The organism is Massilia sp. 01N417, from assembly GCF_056399645.1.
Genome location: NZ_JBFTRS010000015.1, coordinates 1 through 17,451 on the forward strand (window position 1 = coordinate 1; position 17,451 = coordinate 17,451).

14 protein-coding genes and 1 pseudogene are annotated in these 17,451 nt (G+C 68.1%); 12 read left to right on the forward strand and 3 right to left on the reverse strand.

Annotated features, from left to right (window positions below; genetic code table 11):
* The 5 genes and pseudogenes from AC1DOQ_RS16380 to AC1DOQ_RS16400 all read left to right on the forward strand — a co-directional run.
* Positions 1-360 (forward strand): annotated as a pseudogene (locus AC1DOQ_RS16380) (CheR family methyltransferase); the annotation flags it as partial.
* A complete protein-coding gene (locus tag AC1DOQ_RS16385; RefSeq protein ID WP_477366294.1) occupies positions 357-1,037 on the forward strand; it encodes a chemotaxis protein CheW in 681 nt (226 codons plus the stop codon). The pseudogene AC1DOQ_RS16380 and the gene AC1DOQ_RS16385, both read left to right, overlap by 4 nt.
* Entirely contained in the window at positions 1,034-3,274 is a 2,241-nt protein-coding gene (locus AC1DOQ_RS16390) for a hybrid sensor histidine kinase/response regulator (RefSeq protein WP_477366297.1), read from the forward strand. Before AC1DOQ_RS16385 ends, AC1DOQ_RS16390 begins: the two co-directional genes overlap by 4 nt.
* A complete protein-coding gene (gene cheB / locus AC1DOQ_RS16395) occupies positions 3,271-4,260 on the forward strand; it encodes a chemotaxis-specific protein-glutamate methyltransferase CheB (protein WP_477366300.1) in 990 nt (329 codons plus the stop codon). Before AC1DOQ_RS16390 ends, cheB begins: the two co-directional genes overlap by 4 nt.
* Positions 4,261-4,295: 35 nt before the next feature.
* A complete protein-coding gene (locus AC1DOQ_RS16400; RefSeq protein ID WP_477366303.1) occupies positions 4,296-5,297 on the forward strand; it encodes a diguanylate cyclase in 1,002 nt (333 codons plus the stop codon).
* 6 nt (positions 5,298-5,303) lie between these two features.
* Here the strand turns inward: AC1DOQ_RS16400 and murB are convergent, their stop codons facing one another.
* The gene (murB, locus tag AC1DOQ_RS16405) at positions 5,304-6,326 is read right to left on the reverse strand and encodes a UDP-N-acetylmuramate dehydrogenase (protein ID WP_477366306.1); all 1,023 of its coding nucleotides are present in this window, start codon (positions 6,324-6,326) and stop codon (positions 5,304-5,306) included.
* Between the two features lie 108 nt (positions 6,327-6,434).
* On the opposite strand from murB, the gene AC1DOQ_RS16410 reads away from it, so the two are divergent.
* The 3 genes from AC1DOQ_RS16410 to AC1DOQ_RS16420 all read left to right on the forward strand — a co-directional run bounded on the left by AC1DOQ_RS16410 (position 6,435) and on the right by AC1DOQ_RS16420 (position 10,754).
* Positions 6,435-6,920: a YajQ family cyclic di-GMP-binding protein gene (locus AC1DOQ_RS16410; protein WP_477366309.1), complete on the forward strand. Its 486-nt coding sequence runs from the start codon at positions 6,435-6,437 to the stop codon at positions 6,918-6,920.
* A gap of 108 nt (positions 6,921-7,028) precedes the next feature.
* Positions 7,029-8,294, forward strand: coding sequence for a nitronate monooxygenase (locus tag AC1DOQ_RS16415; protein ID WP_477366312.1), 1,266 nt, complete (start codon positions 7,029-7,031; stop codon positions 8,292-8,294).
* A 66-nt stretch (positions 8,295-8,360) separates the two neighbouring features.
* Positions 8,361-10,754 (forward strand): sensor domain-containing protein, encoded by a 2,394-nt coding sequence (locus AC1DOQ_RS16420; RefSeq protein ID WP_477366315.1) that lies wholly within the window; start codon positions 8,361-8,363, stop codon positions 10,752-10,754.
* 72 nt (positions 10,755-10,826) lie between these two features.
* Here AC1DOQ_RS16420 and AC1DOQ_RS16425 read toward each other — a convergent pair whose 3' ends face one another.
* Entirely contained in the window at positions 10,827-11,678 is an 852-nt protein-coding gene (locus AC1DOQ_RS16425) for an exopolyphosphatase (RefSeq protein WP_477366658.1), read from the reverse strand.
* 340 nt (positions 11,679-12,018) lie between these two features.
* Between AC1DOQ_RS16425 and AC1DOQ_RS16430 the strand changes: the two genes are divergently transcribed.
* The 4 genes from AC1DOQ_RS16430 to AC1DOQ_RS16445 all read left to right on the forward strand — a co-directional run bounded on the left by AC1DOQ_RS16430 (position 12,019) and on the right by AC1DOQ_RS16445 (position 16,579).
* A complete protein-coding gene (locus AC1DOQ_RS16430) occupies positions 12,019-13,389 on the forward strand; it encodes a sensor histidine kinase (RefSeq protein ID WP_477366318.1) in 1,371 nt (456 codons plus the stop codon).
* Positions 13,390-13,446: 57 nt separating this feature from the next.
* Positions 13,447-14,229 (forward strand): LytR/AlgR family response regulator transcription factor, encoded by a 783-nt coding sequence (locus tag AC1DOQ_RS16435; RefSeq protein ID WP_477366321.1) that lies wholly within the window; start codon positions 13,447-13,449, stop codon positions 14,227-14,229.
* A gap of 76 nt (positions 14,230-14,305) precedes the next feature.
* The gene (locus AC1DOQ_RS16440) at positions 14,306-15,466 is read left to right on the forward strand and encodes a PAS domain-containing sensor histidine kinase (RefSeq protein ID WP_477366324.1); all 1,161 of its coding nucleotides are present in this window, start codon (positions 14,306-14,308) and stop codon (positions 15,464-15,466) included.
* Between the two features lie 90 nt (positions 15,467-15,556).
* Positions 15,557-16,579 (forward strand): porin, encoded by a 1,023-nt coding sequence (locus AC1DOQ_RS16445; RefSeq protein WP_477366326.1) that lies wholly within the window; start codon positions 15,557-15,559, stop codon positions 16,577-16,579.
* 61 nt (positions 16,580-16,640) lie between these two features.
* Here AC1DOQ_RS16445 and AC1DOQ_RS16450 read toward each other — a convergent pair whose 3' ends face one another.
* Positions 16,641-17,435: a DUF427 domain-containing protein gene (locus AC1DOQ_RS16450; RefSeq protein ID WP_477366329.1), complete on the reverse strand. Its 795-nt coding sequence runs from the start codon at positions 17,433-17,435 to the stop codon at positions 16,641-16,643.
* Positions 17,436-17,451: the final 16 nt, after the last annotated feature.

The window sequence follows — 17,451 nt, forward strand, 5'->3', positions numbered from 1 at the left end:
GCACCGGCGAGCGCGCCGGCCGCGCCCTCCCTGGCGGCGCTGCTGGCCGAGGCGCGGCGCCTGGCCGATGCCGGCCGCCTGCCGGACGCCGAGCGGGCCTGCCAGGAAATCCTGGCCCTGCAGCCCGGGCTGGCCGAAGCCTGGTTCCTGCTCGGCCTGACCAGCGAATGCGCCGGCCAGCCGCGCGCGGCCGAACGCCACTGGCGCCGCTGCCTCTTCCTGCAGCCCGAGCACTACGAGGCGCTGTGCAGCCTGGCCCTGCTGATCGAGCAGCGCGGCGACGTGATCGATGCCGCCCTGCTGCGCCGGCGCGCCGCCCGCGTGCACGCGCGCCGGCGCGGCGCGGGAGCACGGCAATGACGCAGCTGCCCGGGTCCGGCGCATCGTCCGGCGACTGCTGGCGCCGCATCGGCGTGACTGGCGACCGCAGCTGCGCGGAGCTGGAGCACCACGTCCACTGCCGCAACTGCCCGGTGTACGCGGCGGCGGCCCAGCGCAATCTCCAGCGCCCGGTCGAGCCGGATTACCGCGAGGCCTGGGCGCGCGAGCTGGCCCGGCCCGAACCGCCGCCCGCCGCCACCGATGCCGCCGCGATGGTGTTCCGCATCGGCGCCGAATGGCTGGCGGTGCCGGTGGCGCTGGCCGCCACGGTGGCGCCGCCGGCGCCCGTGCACCGCCTGCCGCACCGTTCCGGCGGGGCCCTGCTCGGCGTGGTCAACGTCGGCGGGCGGGTGCTGCCGGCGGTCTCGCTGGCGGCCATGCTGGGCATCGACACCGCCGCGGCGCCGGCGCCGGCCGGCCGCCACAGCTTCGAGCGCCTGCTGGTGCTGGGCTTGCGCGGCCAGCGCGTCGCGGTGCCGGTCGCGGAGGTGCACGGCATCCTGCGCCATGCCTCGACGGCCCTGCGCGCGCGCGCCGCCACCCTCGGCCACTTGCCGGCGGCGCTGGTCGCCGGCGTGATCGCCGACGGCGCCGTCGAGGCCGGCCTGCTGGACGCCGCCATGCTGGAACGTGAAGTATCGGAGCTGCTGCGATGAGCATCGGCCAGGGATTCGACGGCGACCTGAGCGGCTTCTCGATGCTCGAGCTGTTCCGCATGGAGGCCCAGGCCCAGGCGCGCGTGCTCACCGACGGCCTGCTGCGCAGCGAGCGCGGCCAGGATCCCGCCACGCTGGAAGCGATGATGCGCGCCGCCCATTCGACCAAGGGCGCGGCCGCCATCGTCGGCATGGAGCCGATGGTGAAGCTGGCGCATGCGATGGAGGACGTGTTCATCGCCGCCCAGCAGGGCCGGCTGGCGCTCGATGCGGCTGGCGTCGACGTGCTGCTGGGGGCGGTCGACCTGATGCGGCAACTGGCGGCGCTGTCCGAGTCCGAGCTGGCCGACGCCGGTCCGCATGGCGGCCAAGTCGAGGCGGCGCTTGCCGCACTGGACGCGCTGCAGGCCGGCGCCATGGAGGCGCCCGCGCTCATGCCGCCGGCGCCGGTCGCCGCGCAGCTGCCCGCTGCCGTGCCCAACGCCGCCGCGCCGGTCTTCGACGCCGGCAACGAACTCCTGACTCTGGCCGGCCAGGCGCGCCTGCATGCCGGCCAGCTGCGTCCCTGGGTCGACGCGCTGCAGCGCCACAAGCGCCAGCAGCACGGCATGTTCGCCCCCCTCGAACAGCTGCGCGAAGCGATCGTGGCCGGCGGCGATCCGCGCCTGCTGGAACTGGTGCGCGTGGTCGAGGAGCGCGCCCGTCCGCTGCGCGACAGCCTGCAGCGCAGCATCCTCGATGCCGAGCACTACGAGCGGCAGGCCACCGGCGTCGCCACCCGCCTGGTCGACGAAGTGCTCGAACTGCATATGTGCCGCTTCGGCGACGGCCTGCACGGCCTGCCGCGCATGGTGCGCGACCTCGCGCGCAGCCTGGGCAAGGACGTGCGCCTGGACGTCACCGGCGCCGACACCCTGGTCGACCGCGCGGTGCTGGTGCGCCTCGAAGCGCCGCTCGGCCAGCTGCTGCGCAATGCGGTCGACCACGGCATGGAGACGCCTGCCGGACGCGCGGCCGCCGGCAAGCCCGCCACCGGCACCATCCGGCTGGACGCGCGCCACCGCGGCGGCATGCTGTCGATCGAGGTGAGCGACGACGGCCGCGGCGTCGACCCCGAGCGGATCCGCCGCGCCGCCGTCGCCCGCCGGCTGGCCGCGCCCGGCTTCGCCCAGGCGCTGTCGACCCCGGAGCTGATGGAATTCCTGTTCCTGCCCGGCTTTTCGCTGAAGGAGGACGCCAACGAGATCTCCGGCCGCGGGGTCGGCCTGGACGTGGTGCACGAAGCGGTGCGGGCCCAGAACGGCACGGTGCGGATCGAGTCCACGGCGGGCCGCGGCTTCCGTACCGCCATCGTGCTGCCGGTCACCCAGTCGATCGTGCGCGCACTGGTGGTGGACGTATTGGGCGAGGCCTATGCGCTGCCGATCGCACGCGCCGAACGCGTGCTGCGGGTGCCGGCCGGCGCGGTGCAGACCCTGGCCGGCCGCCAGTACCTGGAGGTCGAGGGCGCCCACCTCGGCCTGGTGGCGGCCGGCCGCGTGCTCGAGCTGGGCGACGCCACGCCGGGCGCCGAGCTGGCGGTGGTCGTGATCGGCGGCGCGCGCGAACGCTACGGCCTGGTGGTGGACGAGGTACGTGGTGAACAGAGCCTGACGGTGCAGCCGCTCGAGCCGGTGTTCGGCAAGCTGCGCGACGTCGCCTCCTGCGCCCTGCTCGACGACGGCGCCCCGGTGCTGATCCTGGACGTGCCCGACATGCTGCTGTCGATCGCACGCCTGCTGGAGGCCGGCGAATCGCTGCAGCCGGTGCCGTCCGGCGCCGGCGCGCGCCCGGACGGGCGCCAGGCCGCGCGCCGCATCCTGGTGGTCGACGATTCGCTCACCGTGCGCGAGATGCAGCGCAAGCTGCTGGCGGCGCGCGGCTACCGGGTCGACGTCGCCCTCGACGGCGTCGACGGCTGGAACAGCGTGCGCGCCGGGGCCTACGACCTCGTGATCACCGACATCGACATGCCGCGCATGGACGGCATCAAGCTGCTCGAACGGATACGCCAGGACCCGCGCCTGCAGCGGCTGCCGGTGATGATCGTCTCCTACAAGGACCGTCCGGAAGACCGCGCGCGCGGACTCGAAGCCGGCGCCGATTACTACCTGGCCAAGGGCGCCTTCCACGACGCCACCCTGCTCGACGCCGTGCGCGACCTGATCGGCGCGCCCTTGCCGGGGGAGCCGTCATGAGAATCGGCATCGCCAACGACGTGCCGATCGCGGCCGAGGCGCTGCGCCGGGTACTGGCCGCCAGCGGCGAGCACCAGGTGGCCTGGATCGCGCGCACCGGCGTCGACGCCGTGCGCCTGTGCGCCGACCTGCGGCCGGACCTGGTGCTGATGGACCTCGACATGCCGCTGCTCGACGGCGTCGAGGCGACCCGCCGCATCATGGCGAATGCGCCGTGCGCGATCCTGGTCGTCACGGCGCGGCCGCAGGACAATGTCGGCCAGGTGTTCCGCGCCCTCGGCGCCGGCGCCCTCGACGTGGTCGCGACCCCGGTGCTGCTCGGCCAGCCGGGCGGCGAGGCAGCGCTGCTGGCCAAGATCCGCACCATCGGCAAATTGGTCGCCGGCCGCCCCGCCCCGGTGCCGGCCGGGGTGCCGCACGTGGCGCGCCTGGTGGCGATCGGCGCCTCGACCGGCGGACCGGCGGCGCTGGCGCGCCTGTTCTCGCTGTGGCAGCCGCCGCCCGACACCGCGGCGGTGGTGGTCCAGCACATCGACAGCAGCTTCGCCGCCCAGCTGGTGCGATGGCTGGGCGAGCAGAGTCCCGCGAAGATCGCGCCGATCGCCGATGGCGACCACCTGGAAGGCGGCATGGTGCAGGTGGCGACCACCGCCGACCACCTGCGCCTGGCGCCCGGCCACCGGCTGCACTACGACGCCGAGCCGCGCGACGAGATCCACCGCCCCTCGATCGACATCTTCTTCCATTCGGTGGCGCGGCACTGGGGACGCGCGGCGACCGGGATCCTGCTGACCGGCATGGGCCGCGACGGCGCCGCCGGCCTGTTCGCGTTGCGCGCGGCCGGCCACATGACCATCGCCCAGGACGAAGCCAGCAGCGCGGTGTACGGCATGCCACGCGCCGCCGCCGAGATGAACGCTGCCCAGAAAATTTTGCCATTAGGCAATATTTCAGAGTGGTTATCGGATAGAATTGGCGGCGCGTAATGACACGCGCATTCCCACCAATTGAATTTCAGCCGATGTCCGCAGCCAGCCCCATCCCCGCCGAGCCAGACCCCGCCAGCTTCCAGATACGCGTGCTGCTGGTCGACGACCAGCTCATCATCGTCGAAGCCGTGCGGCGCATGCTCGCCGCCCATCCCGATATCGACTTCCATTACGTTACCGACGCCCAGGCCGCGCACGCGGCGGCGCTGGCCCTGCGGCCGACCGTGATCCTGCAGGACCTGGTGATGCCGGGCGCCGACGGCTTCCAGCTGCTGGCCGGCTACCGCGCCGAAGACGCCCTGCGCGAGGTGCCGGTGGTGGTGCTGTCGGCCAAGGAGGAGGCCAGGCTGAAGGCGCACGGCTTCGCGGTCGGCGCCAGCGACTACCTGGTCAAGCTGCCCGACCAGCTCGAGCTGGTGGCGCGCATCCGCCACCATTCGCGCGGCTACATCAGCCTGCTGCAGCGCGACGCCGCCTACCGCTCGCTGCGCGCCAGCCAGGACGAGCTGGCGCAGGCCAACCTCGAACTGCGCAAGCTTGCCGCGCTGGACGGCCTGACCGGCATCGCCAACCGCCGCCGCTTCGACGAAGCGATCGACACCGAATGGCAGCGCGCGCGCCGCCGGCAGGCGCCGCTGTCGCTGCTGCTCTGCGACGTCGACCACTTCAAGCACTACAACGACAGCCTCGGCCATCCAGCCGGCGACCTGTGCCTGAAAAAGACCGCCGCCGTGCTGACCGGGCAATTGAAGCGCCCGGCCGACCTGGTGGCGCGCTACGGCGGCGAGGAATTCGCGATCCTGCTGCCGGAAACCGGCCTGGACGGCGCCCTCAAGCTGGCCGAGGACTGCCGCCGCCATCTCGAACAGCTGGCGCAGCCGCATCCGGCCGCCCCCTGCGGGACGGTGACGATGTCGATCGGGGTCGCCAGCGCCTTGCCGAGCGAAGGCGGCAGCATCGAGGCGCTGATCGCCGCCGCCGACGGCGCGCTGTACGAGGCCAAGCGAGCCGGACGCAACCGGGTGGCGGCCTGAACACCCTCAGATCATCACCGGTTCCGGCTCCAGCAGCACCCCGAAGCGCGCCTGGACGTCCGCCTGGATGGCCCGCGCCAGCGCCAGCACTTCCTCGCCGCTGGCGCCGCCATTGTTGACCAGCACCAGCGCCTGCTTCGGATAGACGCCGGCGCGGCCCAGCGACCTGCCCTTCCAGCCGCACTGGTCGATCAGCCAGCCGGCCGCCAGCTTTTCGCTGCCGTCGGCTTGCGGGTGGTGGACCAGGTTCGGCCACCGTGCCAGCAGGCGGGCGCAGTGCTCGCCCGCCACCACCGGGTTCTTGAAGAAGCTGCCGGCATTGCCGATCTCGGCCGGATCGGGCAGCTTGCGGCGGCGGATCGCGATCACGGCGTCGGCCACCTGGCGCGGTGTCGGGCCGGTGACGCCGTCGAGTTCGCGGGCCAGCTCGGCATAGCGCAGGTTCGGCGCCCAGGCTTTCGGCAGCGCGAAGCTCACGTCCAGCACCGCCAGGCTGCGGCCGTCTTCGTGCTTGAACACGCTGTCGCGGTAGGCGAAGCGGCAGGCCGCCGCGTCCATCGTGCGCGTGGCGCCGGTCTCGAAATCAAAGGCGGTGAGCGAATGGAAGAAGTCCTTGACCTCGGCTCCGTAGGCGCCGATGTTCTGGATCGGCGAGGCGCCCACCGTGCCCGGGATCAGCGACATGTTCTCCAGGCCGCCCAGTCCCTGCTCCAGGGTCCATTGCACGAACCCATGCCAGTTCTCGCCAGCGCGGGCGCGCACCAGGATCGCGTCCGGCGTCTCGCCGACGATCTCCTTGCCCATCAGGGCCATGTGCAGCACCAGTTGCCCGATGTCGGCATGGGTGATCAGCAGGTTGCTGCCGCCGCCCAGCACCAGGCGCGGCATGGCGGCGAGTTCCGGGTCGGCGGCCAGCGCCGCCAGCTGGGCGGGTTCGGTCACGCGCAGGTAGCGCCTGGCGCGGGCGCCGATGCCGAAGGTGTTGAAGTGCTGGAGGGAGATGTCGTGTTCGATGGGCAATGCTTGCATGGCTGGGTCCGGAGTTGGCCCGCTGATTATAGTGGGAAACAGGCGCCCCGACGCCAACGCTCCGTTACAATATCGGCATTCGTCACCCAATAAAAAAAGGAATCCACAATGCCATCGTTTGATGTGGTCTGCGAAGCAGACATGGTCGAAGTCAAGAACGCCGTCGAAAACTCGAGCAAGGAAATCGAGACCCGCTTCGACTTCAAGGGCACCTCGGCCAAGGTCGAGCAGAAAGACAAGGAAATCACCCTGTTCGGCGATTCCGACTTCCAGATCTCCCAGGTCAAGGACGTCCTGCTGAACAAGATGACCAAGCGCAAGGTCGACGTCCGTTTCCTGGACGAAGGCAAGATCGAAAAGATCGGCGGCGACAAGGTCAAGCAGGTGCTGAAGGTGCGCAACGGCATCGAGTCCGAAGACGCCAAGAAGATCACCAAGCTGATCAAGGAAAGCAAGATGAAGGTCCAGGCCTCGATCCAGGGCGAATCCGTGCGCGTCACCGGCAAGGATCGCGATACCCTGCAGGAAGCGATCGCCCTGCTGCGCAAGGATGTGACCGATCTGCCGCTCGCCTTCAACAACTTCCGCGACTGACCGGAAGACCGGCCGTTACCGCACGACCGTGCGGTAAATGGCCCTCTGTAAAGCCCATCTCCTGCTGTAAAATGGCGGGCGATTAGTCTATGGCTGTTAAGGAATGCAATGAAACGTGTAGATGATTTCCGCCTGCGTTTGGGCAACAAGGAATACGTGCCCATCATGATCGGCGGAATGGGAGTCGACATCTCGACTTCCGAACTGGCGCTCGAGGCAGCGCGCCTGGGCGGCATTGGCCATATTTCCGACGCGATGGTCCCGGACGTCTCGGACCGCAAGTTCGATACGAGCTTCGTCAAGGAAAAGACCAAGCTCTACAAGTTCAACATCAACAACATGGACAAATCGGTGGTCCAGTTCGACCTGGACCGCCTGGCCGAGGCAACCCGTCTGCACGTGGGCGCAACCATGGACGCGAAGAAAGGCGATGGCCTGATCTTCGTGAACTGCATGGAAAAGCTGACCATGAACGCGCCGAAGGAAACCCTGCGCACCCGCCTGTCGGCGGCGCTCGACGCCGGCATCGACGGCATCACCATGTCGGCCGGCCTGCACCTCGGTTCCTTCGAACTGGTCAAGGACCATCCGCGCTTCCGCGACGCCAAGCTGGGCATCATCGTCTCGTCCGTGCGTGCACTGCAACTGTTCCTGCGTAAGGTTTCGCGCCTCGACCGCCTGCCGGACTACGTGATCGTCGAAGGCCCGCTGGCCGGCGGCCACCTCGGCTTCGGCATCGACGACTGGCAGCAGTACGACCTGCACACCATCATGGACGAGATCCATGCCTTCATGCGCGCCGAACAGCTGGACATTCCGCTGATCGCCGCGGGCGGCATCTTCACCGGCAGCGATGCCGTGGGCTTCCTGGAAAAAGGCGCCGGCGGCGTGCAGGTGGCGACCCGCTTCACCGTCACCCACGAATGCGGCCTGCCCATCGATGTCAAGCAGGAATACTTCCGCGCCAGCGAAGAAGACATCATCGTCAACGGCGTCTCGCCGACCGGCTATCCGATGCGGATGCTGAAGCAGACCCCGGCAATCGGCTCCGGCATCCGCCCGGGCTGCGAGTCCTACGGCTACCTGCTGGACGCGACCGGCAACTGCGCCTACATCAACTCGTACAACCGCGAGGTGCAGGCGAATCCGGATTCGAAGAACATCCGCGTGTTCGACAAGACCTGCCTGTGCACCCACATGCGCAACTTCAACTGCTGGACTTGCGGATCGACCACCTACCGCCTGAAGGACACCACCCACAAGCTGGGCGACGGCAACTACCAGATCCTGTCGGCCGAGCACGTGTTCAAGGACTACCAGTTCAGCATCGATAACCAGGTCGCCCTGCCGGCGCGCGCCGAAGCCGCCGCCTGATATTCTGCGCGGAACGGTTCCCCGGCACCGCTGTCCAACGGCGGATGGCCTTGCATGGGGAGCCGCATGTTCGATACCGATCCGCCCGCCCGCGCCGTCTTCCTGACGGACGACGCGGGCAGCATCATCACCTGGAACCGGGGTTGCGAGACCCTGTTCGGCATACCGGCCGCGAGCGCACTCGGCCGTCCCATCACCAGCCTGTTCGCCGCCAGCGCGCGTGACGCCTGGACCGCGGGCTGGGCCGCCCTGGCCCAGCGTCCCGAAGGCGCCCAGCTGAATGCCGACCTGCGCTGCGGCGGCAACCGCATCTTCGCCGCCACCCTGGCGCTGGCCCCGCAGGTCGACGCCGACGGCCGGCCGCTCGGCTGCGCGGTCGCCGTCACCACCGAGGTCGAACGCGGTTCGCCCGAATCCGAGAACGTCGCGCGCACGCCGCTGTCGGCCGTGGTCGACCTGTTTCCGGGCACCTTCTATGCCCTCAACCGCGAGGGCCGCCTCGTCCTCTGGAACCACAACCTGGAGCGCCTGACCGGCATGGCGCCGGAAGAACTGGCGGCCGCGCGCGGTCCCGACCTGCTCGACCTGCCGCAGCGCCCTTTGCTGGCCGAGGCCCTGCGCCGCGTGCTGGAGGAAGGCGCCGAGATGAAACTCGAAGTCGACTACGTCGCCAAGAACGGCAAGGAAATCCCGGTGCTGCTGTGCGGCACGCGGGTGCGCTGCAACGGCGGCGAGTACGTGTTCGGGGTCGGCATCGACATCGGCGAGCGCCGCCAGCGCGAGGGCAGGCTGCGCCTGCGCGAACGTGCGCTGCACGCGGCCAGCAACGGCATCGTGATCGCCCGCTGCGACGGTCCCGACAACCCGATCGAATATGTGAATCCGGCCTTCGAGCGCATCAGCGGCTACAGCGCGGAAGAATCGCTCGGCCGCGATCCGCGCTTCATGGCCGCGCCCGGCATGGATGCGGGCGAACGGACCGAAGTGCGCGAGGCGATTGCGGCCTGCCGCCCGGTCAACGTGGTGCTGCGCAACCTGCGCAAGAACGGCGAGCTGTTCTGGAACGACCTGAGCATCACCCCGGTCCACGACGAGCACGGCACCGTGACCCATTTCATCGGCGTCATCAACGACGTCACAGCGGCCATGCAGCGCACCGCCCACCTCGAGCACGAGGTCAACCACGACCCGCTGACCGGGCTGGCCAACCGCAACCTGCTGTGGGACCGGCTGGACCAGGCGCTGCACGTGGCGCAGCGTCAGAAGTCGCTGGTGGCGACCGTGCTGATCGACCTCAACAACTTCAAGTCCATCAACGACACCCTCGGCCACGAAGCCGGCGACGTGGTGCTGAAGGTGGTGGCGCGGCGCCTGCAGGCCTCGGTGCGCGACAGCGACACGGTGGCGCGCATGTCCGGCGACGAATTCGTGCTGGTGCTGGCCAACCAGCCCTCGCTGCGCTTCACCCTGCGGATGGTCGAGCGGCTGCGCCAGAGCTTCGCGATCCCGGTGTCCTTCAACGGCCGCGAGATCCCGGTCGGCGCCAGCGTCGGCGTGGCCCTCTATCCGCACGACGGCACCACCGCGACCGAACTGGTGCGCGCGGCCGACGTCGCCATGTACCACGGCAAGGGCAATGGCCATAACGACGTGCATTTCTTCTCCGCCGATATGCGCTCGAGCAGCGACGCCAAGCGCAAGATCGAAGAAGGCCTGCACCACGCCCTCGACAAGGACGAGCTGTTCCTGCTCTACCAGCCGCGCGTCTCGCTGCGCACCGGCCAGGTGATGGGCTTCGAGGCCCTGCTGCGCTGGAATCATCCGGACCACGGCGTGCTGCCGCCGGGACGCTTCCTGACCGAGGCCGAGGAGATCGGCGTCATCGTGCCGATCGGCCGGCGCGTGCTGGACCAGGCCTGCGCCTTCGCCGCCCAGCTGCGCCAGGCCGGCGTGCGCAGGGTGCCGGTCACCGTCAACGTCTCCTACCGCGAATACAGCCAGGGCGACTTCGTCGAGTGCCTGCGCGCCCTGCTCGCCCGCCACGACCTGCCGCCCGACAGCCTGCAGCTCGACCTGCCGATCGACGGCCTGCTGCGCAATCCCGGCCTCGGCCGCGAGCTGTCGCGCCAGCTGCGCGCGCTCGGCGTGGTCCTGTCGGTGGACGGCTTCGGCGCCGGCCTGTGCGACCTCGGCTACCTGCAGCAGCTCGAAGCCAGCCAGGTCAAGCTCTCGCGCTCCACGGTGCACGGCATCGCCGACGGCACCGCCGCGCTGGTGAAGAGCCTGATCGACATCGGGCACAACCTGAACATGGAAGTGGTGGGCGAGGCCGTCGAGACGCGGCCGCAGGCGGAATTCCTGAAGTCGCATGGCTGCGACGAGTTCCAGGGGCGGCTGTTCAGCGAGCCGCTGGAGGCGGAGGCGGCGCGGGAGATGTTACGAAGTTACCAGCCGGCATAACGTTGTCTTAAGCGACGTCCGCACAGCTCGCACCGTCATCCCCGCGCAGGCGCGCAGGCGTGAATGACGGAATTACCCTTCGCTGGTAATCCTCTGCACCAGCGCCCCCAGCACCTCCTCCGCCATGTCGTTCGACACCTGGCAAGTCCCCGCATTCTCGTGCCCGCCTCCGCCGTATTCCAGCATCAGCGCGCCGATATTCGTGTTCGAGCTGCGGTTCAAAATGGACTTGCCGGTGGCGAAGACCGTGTTCTGGTTCTTCAGGCCCCACAACACGTGGATCGAGATATTCGTCTCCGGGAACAGCGCGTAGATCAGGAAGCGGTTGCCGGCGAAGATGGTGTTTTCCTCGCGCAGGTCGAGCACCACCAGGTTCTTCTCGACCTTCGCGCAGCGGCGGATCTGCTGCTTGCACAGCTCGTTGTGCTCCATGTAGAGGGCGACGCGCTCCTGCACGTCGGGCAGCCGCATGATCTGTTCGATGCCGAGGATGCGGCAATGGCCGATCAGGTCCATCATGAGCTGGTAGTTCGAGATGCGGAAGTCGTGGAAGCGTCCGAGGCCGGTACGCGCATCCATCAGGAAATTCAGCAGGTTCCAGCCGGAGGGATCGAGCACTTCCTCGCGCGAGAAGCGCGCCGCATCGGCCTTGTCGACCGCCTCCATCATGCCGCGCCAGGCGGCCGGGAAAGCGCGCGAACCGCCGTAATAGTCGTACACGACCCGTGCCGCCGAGGGCGCGCCGGGGTCGATCACGTGGTTTTCGCGGCGTCCGCTGTTGCGGATGGTTTCCGACAGATGGTGGTCGAAGGCCAGGTGGGCGCCGGCCACATATGGCAGGTTGGTGGTGATGTCGCGCGGGCTGATCGCGATCCTGCCGTCCTGCATGTCCTTCGGATGGACGAACAGGATGTCGTCGATCATGTCCAGGTGCCTGAGCAGGACGGCACAGACCAGGCCGTCGAAGTCGCTGCGGGTGACGAGGCGGTAGCGTTGGGGAGCGGTCGACACGGCTTTACCCTTTCATTTCATGAAGAACGAATAATGGGCTGGCGCAGCCAGGTGTTTGTTCATAATACATTGCAATATTGAAGCTTTCCAAGCTGCATTTGCCCCGAACTGCAGTCCACTCCCCTGTTCCTGCAGGCTGTCGCACGGCGCTGGCATTGGCGGCGGCGCGGAACTAAAGTTGCAACATCCCAACAGTGATGCTGGGGCAAAAGCAGTTACACTCGCCAATCACCGTTTAACCAAGAAGAGCTCCATGCAGACCCGGCGTTCGACCCAGCAGCATTTCTCCAATACCTTGTCGTGGCTGTATCACGCATTCGATTCGGTCGCCACCTGGGTCACGCAGCTGTCGTGGTGGAAATTCTTCTTGTTCGCCGCGCTGATGCTGGTTGCCGGACAAATCCTGCAGGACGAGCTGTTCTCCGGCGGCGAGGAAGAAAACGTGCGCACCGAGCGCAACGCGCGCAAGGCCGAACCCGCCATTACGATCGACGACAGCGGCATCCACATCAATCCTCGCACCAAGCGCAAGGGCAACGAGGAAACGCCGGACAAGGCCACCGAACAGGCCGACAGGATCGCCGAAAACGCGCTCAAGCATGCGGAGGAAGCCAGCAAGGCCGCCGCGGAGGCGGACAAGGCTGCGGCGGCGGCGGACAAGGCCGGCGAGGCCGTCCCGCCAGTGCCACCCGAGCCGCCGGCGCCGGCCGGCCGCGGCAAGGGCGACACCCGCGCGCCCACCAAGCTGATCCGCAGTACGAACGGCGGCGAAGTCCATATCGACCTGCCGCCGCAGATCGGCGAAGAGCTGTCCGACGCCATCGAGGCGGCCGTCGACGATGCCGCCGAAGCCAAGGCCAGGAGCTACCACAAGCAGGCCTCGACCTGGTTCACCAGCTTCGTCTGGCTGCTGGTGATGGCCCTGTTCGGCACCAAGGCCCTGATGGGCGGCAAGAAGCGCGCCGAGGCCGAGATGCAGAGCGCCACCGCGGTCGCCGAACGCGAATCGATGCAGCGCCAGCTGTCGGAAGCGCGGATGGCGGCCATGCAGGCCCAGGTCGAGCCGCACTTCCTGTTCAACACCCTGGCCTCGGTCGAGCACCTGATCGAGACCGATCCGCCGCGCGCCTCGGCCATGCAGCGCACCCTGATCCAGTACCTGCGCGCCGTGATCCCGCAGATGCGCGACGCCAACCTGACCACCAGCCTCGGCCGCGAGGTCGACATGGTCACCTCCTACCTCGACCTGCTCAAGATGCGCATGGAAGAAAGGCTGACGGTCGACCTGCAGGTGCCGGAGGGCCTGCGCAGCGCGGCCTTTCCGCCGATGATGCTGCAGTCGATGGTCGAGAACGCGATCAAGCACGGCCTGGAGTGCAAGCCCGAGGGCGGCCACCTGGCGGTGACGGCCGAAATTGTCGACAGCAAGCTGCGCGTGACGGTGGCCGACGACGGCGTCGGCTTCGGCGTGGTGCCGAGCAAGGGCACCGGGCTGGGCCTGTCGAACATCCGCGAGCGCCTCAAGCTGCTGCACGGCGAGGCCGGCCAGCTGCACATCGCCGCCAATATCCCGAGCGGGGTGATCGCCACCATCGAGGTTCCCTACCAGCTGGCATCAAAATGATTGCCTGCTACCCGATTTCGTTGAATAATCGTCACTCTGCCTTTACTTCTTTTTGCCATGCCTACAGCAATCATTGCCGATGACGAAAGACTGATGCGCGACCTGCTCCGTACCCGCCTGTCCCAGGTGTGGCCGGAACTGGAAATCGTCGGCGAGGCCAAGAACGGCGACGAAGCCGTGCAGCTGGTTTCCGCCCTGAAGCCCGACCTGACCTTCCTCGACATCCGCATGCCGGGCAAGTCCGGCATGGAAGCGGCGCGCGACATCGGCGACGCCAGCCAGATCGTGTTCGTCACCGCCTACGACCAGTACGCGGTCGAGGCCTTCGAGCGCGGCGCCATCGACTACGTGCTGAAACCGCCCGAGCCGGAACGCCTGCAGGTCACGGTCGAACGCCTGAAAGAGCGCCTGGCCGCGCCAGCCAGTACCGGCGCCGCCGCGACCGCCAACGTCAGCGATACCGTCACCGCCATGCTGTCGCAGCTGGCCGAGAAGATCGCCGCGCCCAAGCCGAAGTACCTGCAATGGATCCAGGCCAGCATCGGCCAGGACCTGCGCATGATCCCGGTCGAGGAAATCCTGTTCTTCCGCTCCGACGAAAAATACACCTGCGTGCAGACCGAGAAGTTCGAGGCCCTGATCCGCAAGCCGGTGCGCGACCTGGCCGATGAGCTCGATCCGTCCCTGTTCTGGCAGATCCACCGCGCGACCCTGGTCAACGTCAATGCGATCGAAGGCGTGACCCGCGACATCCGCGGCCGTCACCTGGTGCTGATCAAGGGCCGCCCCGACAAGCTCGAGGTCAGCCGCAGCTTCCTGCACCTGTTCAAGCAGATGTAAATCAAGCCGTACTCAAGCGCCGCCGCGTAAGGTAGATGCCGGGCCCGCATTTGCGGGCCGCTTTTTACGGGCATCCATGAAACGACAGCGCCTTCGCTCGGCCGCCTGGGCCCTCACCTGCTCGGTGAGCTGCTTCCTGGCCGGGCTCGCGGCGGGCTACCGGCTGGGCTGCCGGTCTCGCGAAGACCCCGATACCGTGCCGGCCGGCCGCCAGATCGTCCACGACGCCAACGATGCCATCGTCTCCGTCGACGGCCGCTACCGCATCCTCATGGCCAACCCGGCCGCCGCGGCACTGTTCGAGACCTCCGTCGCCAACATGGTCGGCAGCCCGCTGGCGCGCTACGTCGAATCGGCCAGCGCCGACCCCGACGAACCGCTCGAGTACTTTCGCGCCGGCAGCGGCCGTGCCGGCCGCCGCGCCACCGATTACGCCGTCACCGGCCTGCGCGCCAACGGCCTGCGCTTCCCGATCGAGGGCTCGATCTCGCGCGCCAACGAAGGCGCGCCCTTCTACACCGTGATCATGCGCGACGTCTCGGAGCGCAAGCGGGTCCAGGAAAAGCTGAGCCGCTCGCACGACCAGCTGCGCCAGCTGTCGGCGGCCCTGCAGACCATCCGCGAAGAAGAGCGCACCCACATCGCGCGCGAGCTGCACGACGACCTCGGACAGATCCTGGCCTCGCTGCGCATGGACCTGACCCTGCTGCAACAGGCCGACGGTACCTCGGCCGACAGCCTGCGCCTGATGGCCGGCATGGAGCAGAACCTGCTGACAGCGATCGCCTCGCTGCGCCGCATCGCCACCAACCTGCGCCCGCGCGCCCTCGACGAAGGCGGCCTCTACTTTGCCTTGAAGGGCCTGTGCGAGGATTTCGTCGAGCGCTACGCCATCCCCTGCACCCTGCTGGCCGACGAAGCCGAGCTGCGCCTGGACGATACCGCCAGCACGGCGATCTTCCGCATCGTGCAGGAAGCGCTGACGAATATCGCGCGCCACGCCGAGGCCAGCGCCGTCACCATGAACCTGTTCCGCTCGAACAGCGAGCTGCTGGTCACCATCCACGACGATGGCCGCGGCATCCGCCCCGAGGACATGGAAAAGGCCGAATCGCTGGGCCTGATCGGCATGCGCGAGCGGGTCTGGGCCATGAACGGCGAGATCAGCATCACCTCCGACGAGCCGCCCGGCACGCGGATCGACATCGTCCTGCCGGTTCACGCCCACCTCGTATAATCTTTCGTTCTGTCATCAAACCGACATATCTCTTCGATAAGATGCGACCCGTTTCGTCACCTGTTTCGTCATCTAACTGGAGAGTTCTGAATGCAAGTCAAACGCCTGGCAGCCGCCCTGGTAGCCCTCACCCCGCTGTTCGCAGCCGCCCAGACCAACGTGACCCTGTACGGTGTCCTCGACGCCGCCATCTCGTCGCAGGACACCGGTGGCCCGGAAGGCCGCACCACCGTGGTCAACTCGGGCAACCAGTCGAGCAGCCGCTTCGGCTTCCGCGGCACTGAAGACCTGGGCAATGGTCTGAAGGCCATGTTCAACCTCGAAGCCGGGACCTCGATCGACACCGGTGCCGGCGACTCCTCCCTGTTCGGCCGCCGCGCCGTGGTCGGCCTGGAAGGCGGCTTCGGCAGCCTGACCCTGGGCCGCGAATACTCGCCGATCGCCGCCATCGCCGCCGCCACCGACGCCTTCGGCCAGGGCTTCTACGGCAGCAACCTGTCGGCCTTCACCACCAACCGCCTGACCCGCCGCCTGTCGAACTCGGTCAACTACAAATCGCCGTCGTGGAACGGCCTGAAAGTCCTGGCCGCCTACTCGGCCGGCGAAGTCACCACCGCCAACACCCCGTCGGGCGACCTGAAAGGCGTCGGCGTCGAGTACACCCTGGGCGGCCTGTATGTGGGCGCGGCTTACCACGAGATCAACCGCCTGGCGATCGACAAGGACAAGGAATCGGCAATCGGCGCGGCCTACAAATTCGACCAGCTGGGCGGCTTCGAAGTCAAGGCCAACTGGATGGAAGCGGACCGCGAAGGCACCCCGGCCAAGTACAAGCAATACAACCTGGGCGGCTCGATGCCTTTCGGCGCACACCGCGTCTACGCCAACTTCCAGCAGCAGAAGCAAGGCGCCGCCAAGGGCAACAGCTGGGCCCTGGCCTATACCTACTCGCTGTCGAAGCGCACCAACCTGTACGCCAGCTACGCCAGCCTGGACAACAACAACAGCGGCGTGTTCGGCCTGAGCTCGTCGTCGGTCACCATCGCCCCGGCCGCCACCGCGCTGGGCAAGGATCCGGACGTGCTCTCGCTGGGTCTGCGTCACAGCTTCTAAGCCGCTATCGCCAAGGCTGACAAGGAACGCGGCGCGGGGAGCGATCCCTGCGCCGCGTTTTTTACGCTTGCAGGATGTCGCCGTCGACCCTGACCTCGACCTTGTCGGGATAAAAGCTGAACCAGCGCGGAATCATGAGCGCATCGCCCATCGGGGTGGTGAGATTCCATGCCATGTCGGCGATGTGCCGGCCGTCGACGTCGGCATGCCAGTGCTGGCCGTCGCCCTTGTAGGGGCACTGCGACACGGTCGCGCTTTTCACCAGCGCCACGCGCAGGGCATCGGGCGGAAGGTAGAAACGCGGCGCCATGGAGGTCTCGTACAGGATCGCCGGCGCCGCGGATTCGGCGAGCACGGTGCCGCCGGCGGACACCACGACGTGGTGGGAAGAGCGCTGTACGTCGAAGCGGTGATAGGGGTCGCGCGGGTGGGCGTAGCCGAGGTCGTCGTCGAGATACCAGGCATCCACTTTTTCCAGGTCGAACACCAGGTGATCCCGCAGGGCCGCGGCGGCGGCGGGCGGCGCCTCGAAGGAGCGGGCGGCGGCCTTCAGGTCGCCTTGGCCGCTGCGGATCGACCAGGCGCGGACCACGCCGAGCCGTGCGTCTTTCGAGTCGCCCTCCTGGGAGAGCAATGCCGTTCGCACGTCCGCACGCGGCACGCACAGTTGCATCACGCGGCCGGTCTGGTGCAGGGCCAGGCAGCTGCGGCTGTCCGCCACGATCACGTTACTTTGCCGGATGCGCAAGCGCTTCGGAAATGGTTCCCAGAACAGCAGCGGCGTCGCGGGTGGTGTGACGTCGAAACGCCCTGCAGGCTCGCTGCCGAAGGGGGCGGTACCGATGGTAAGCGCCATGCCGATTCTCCACTGT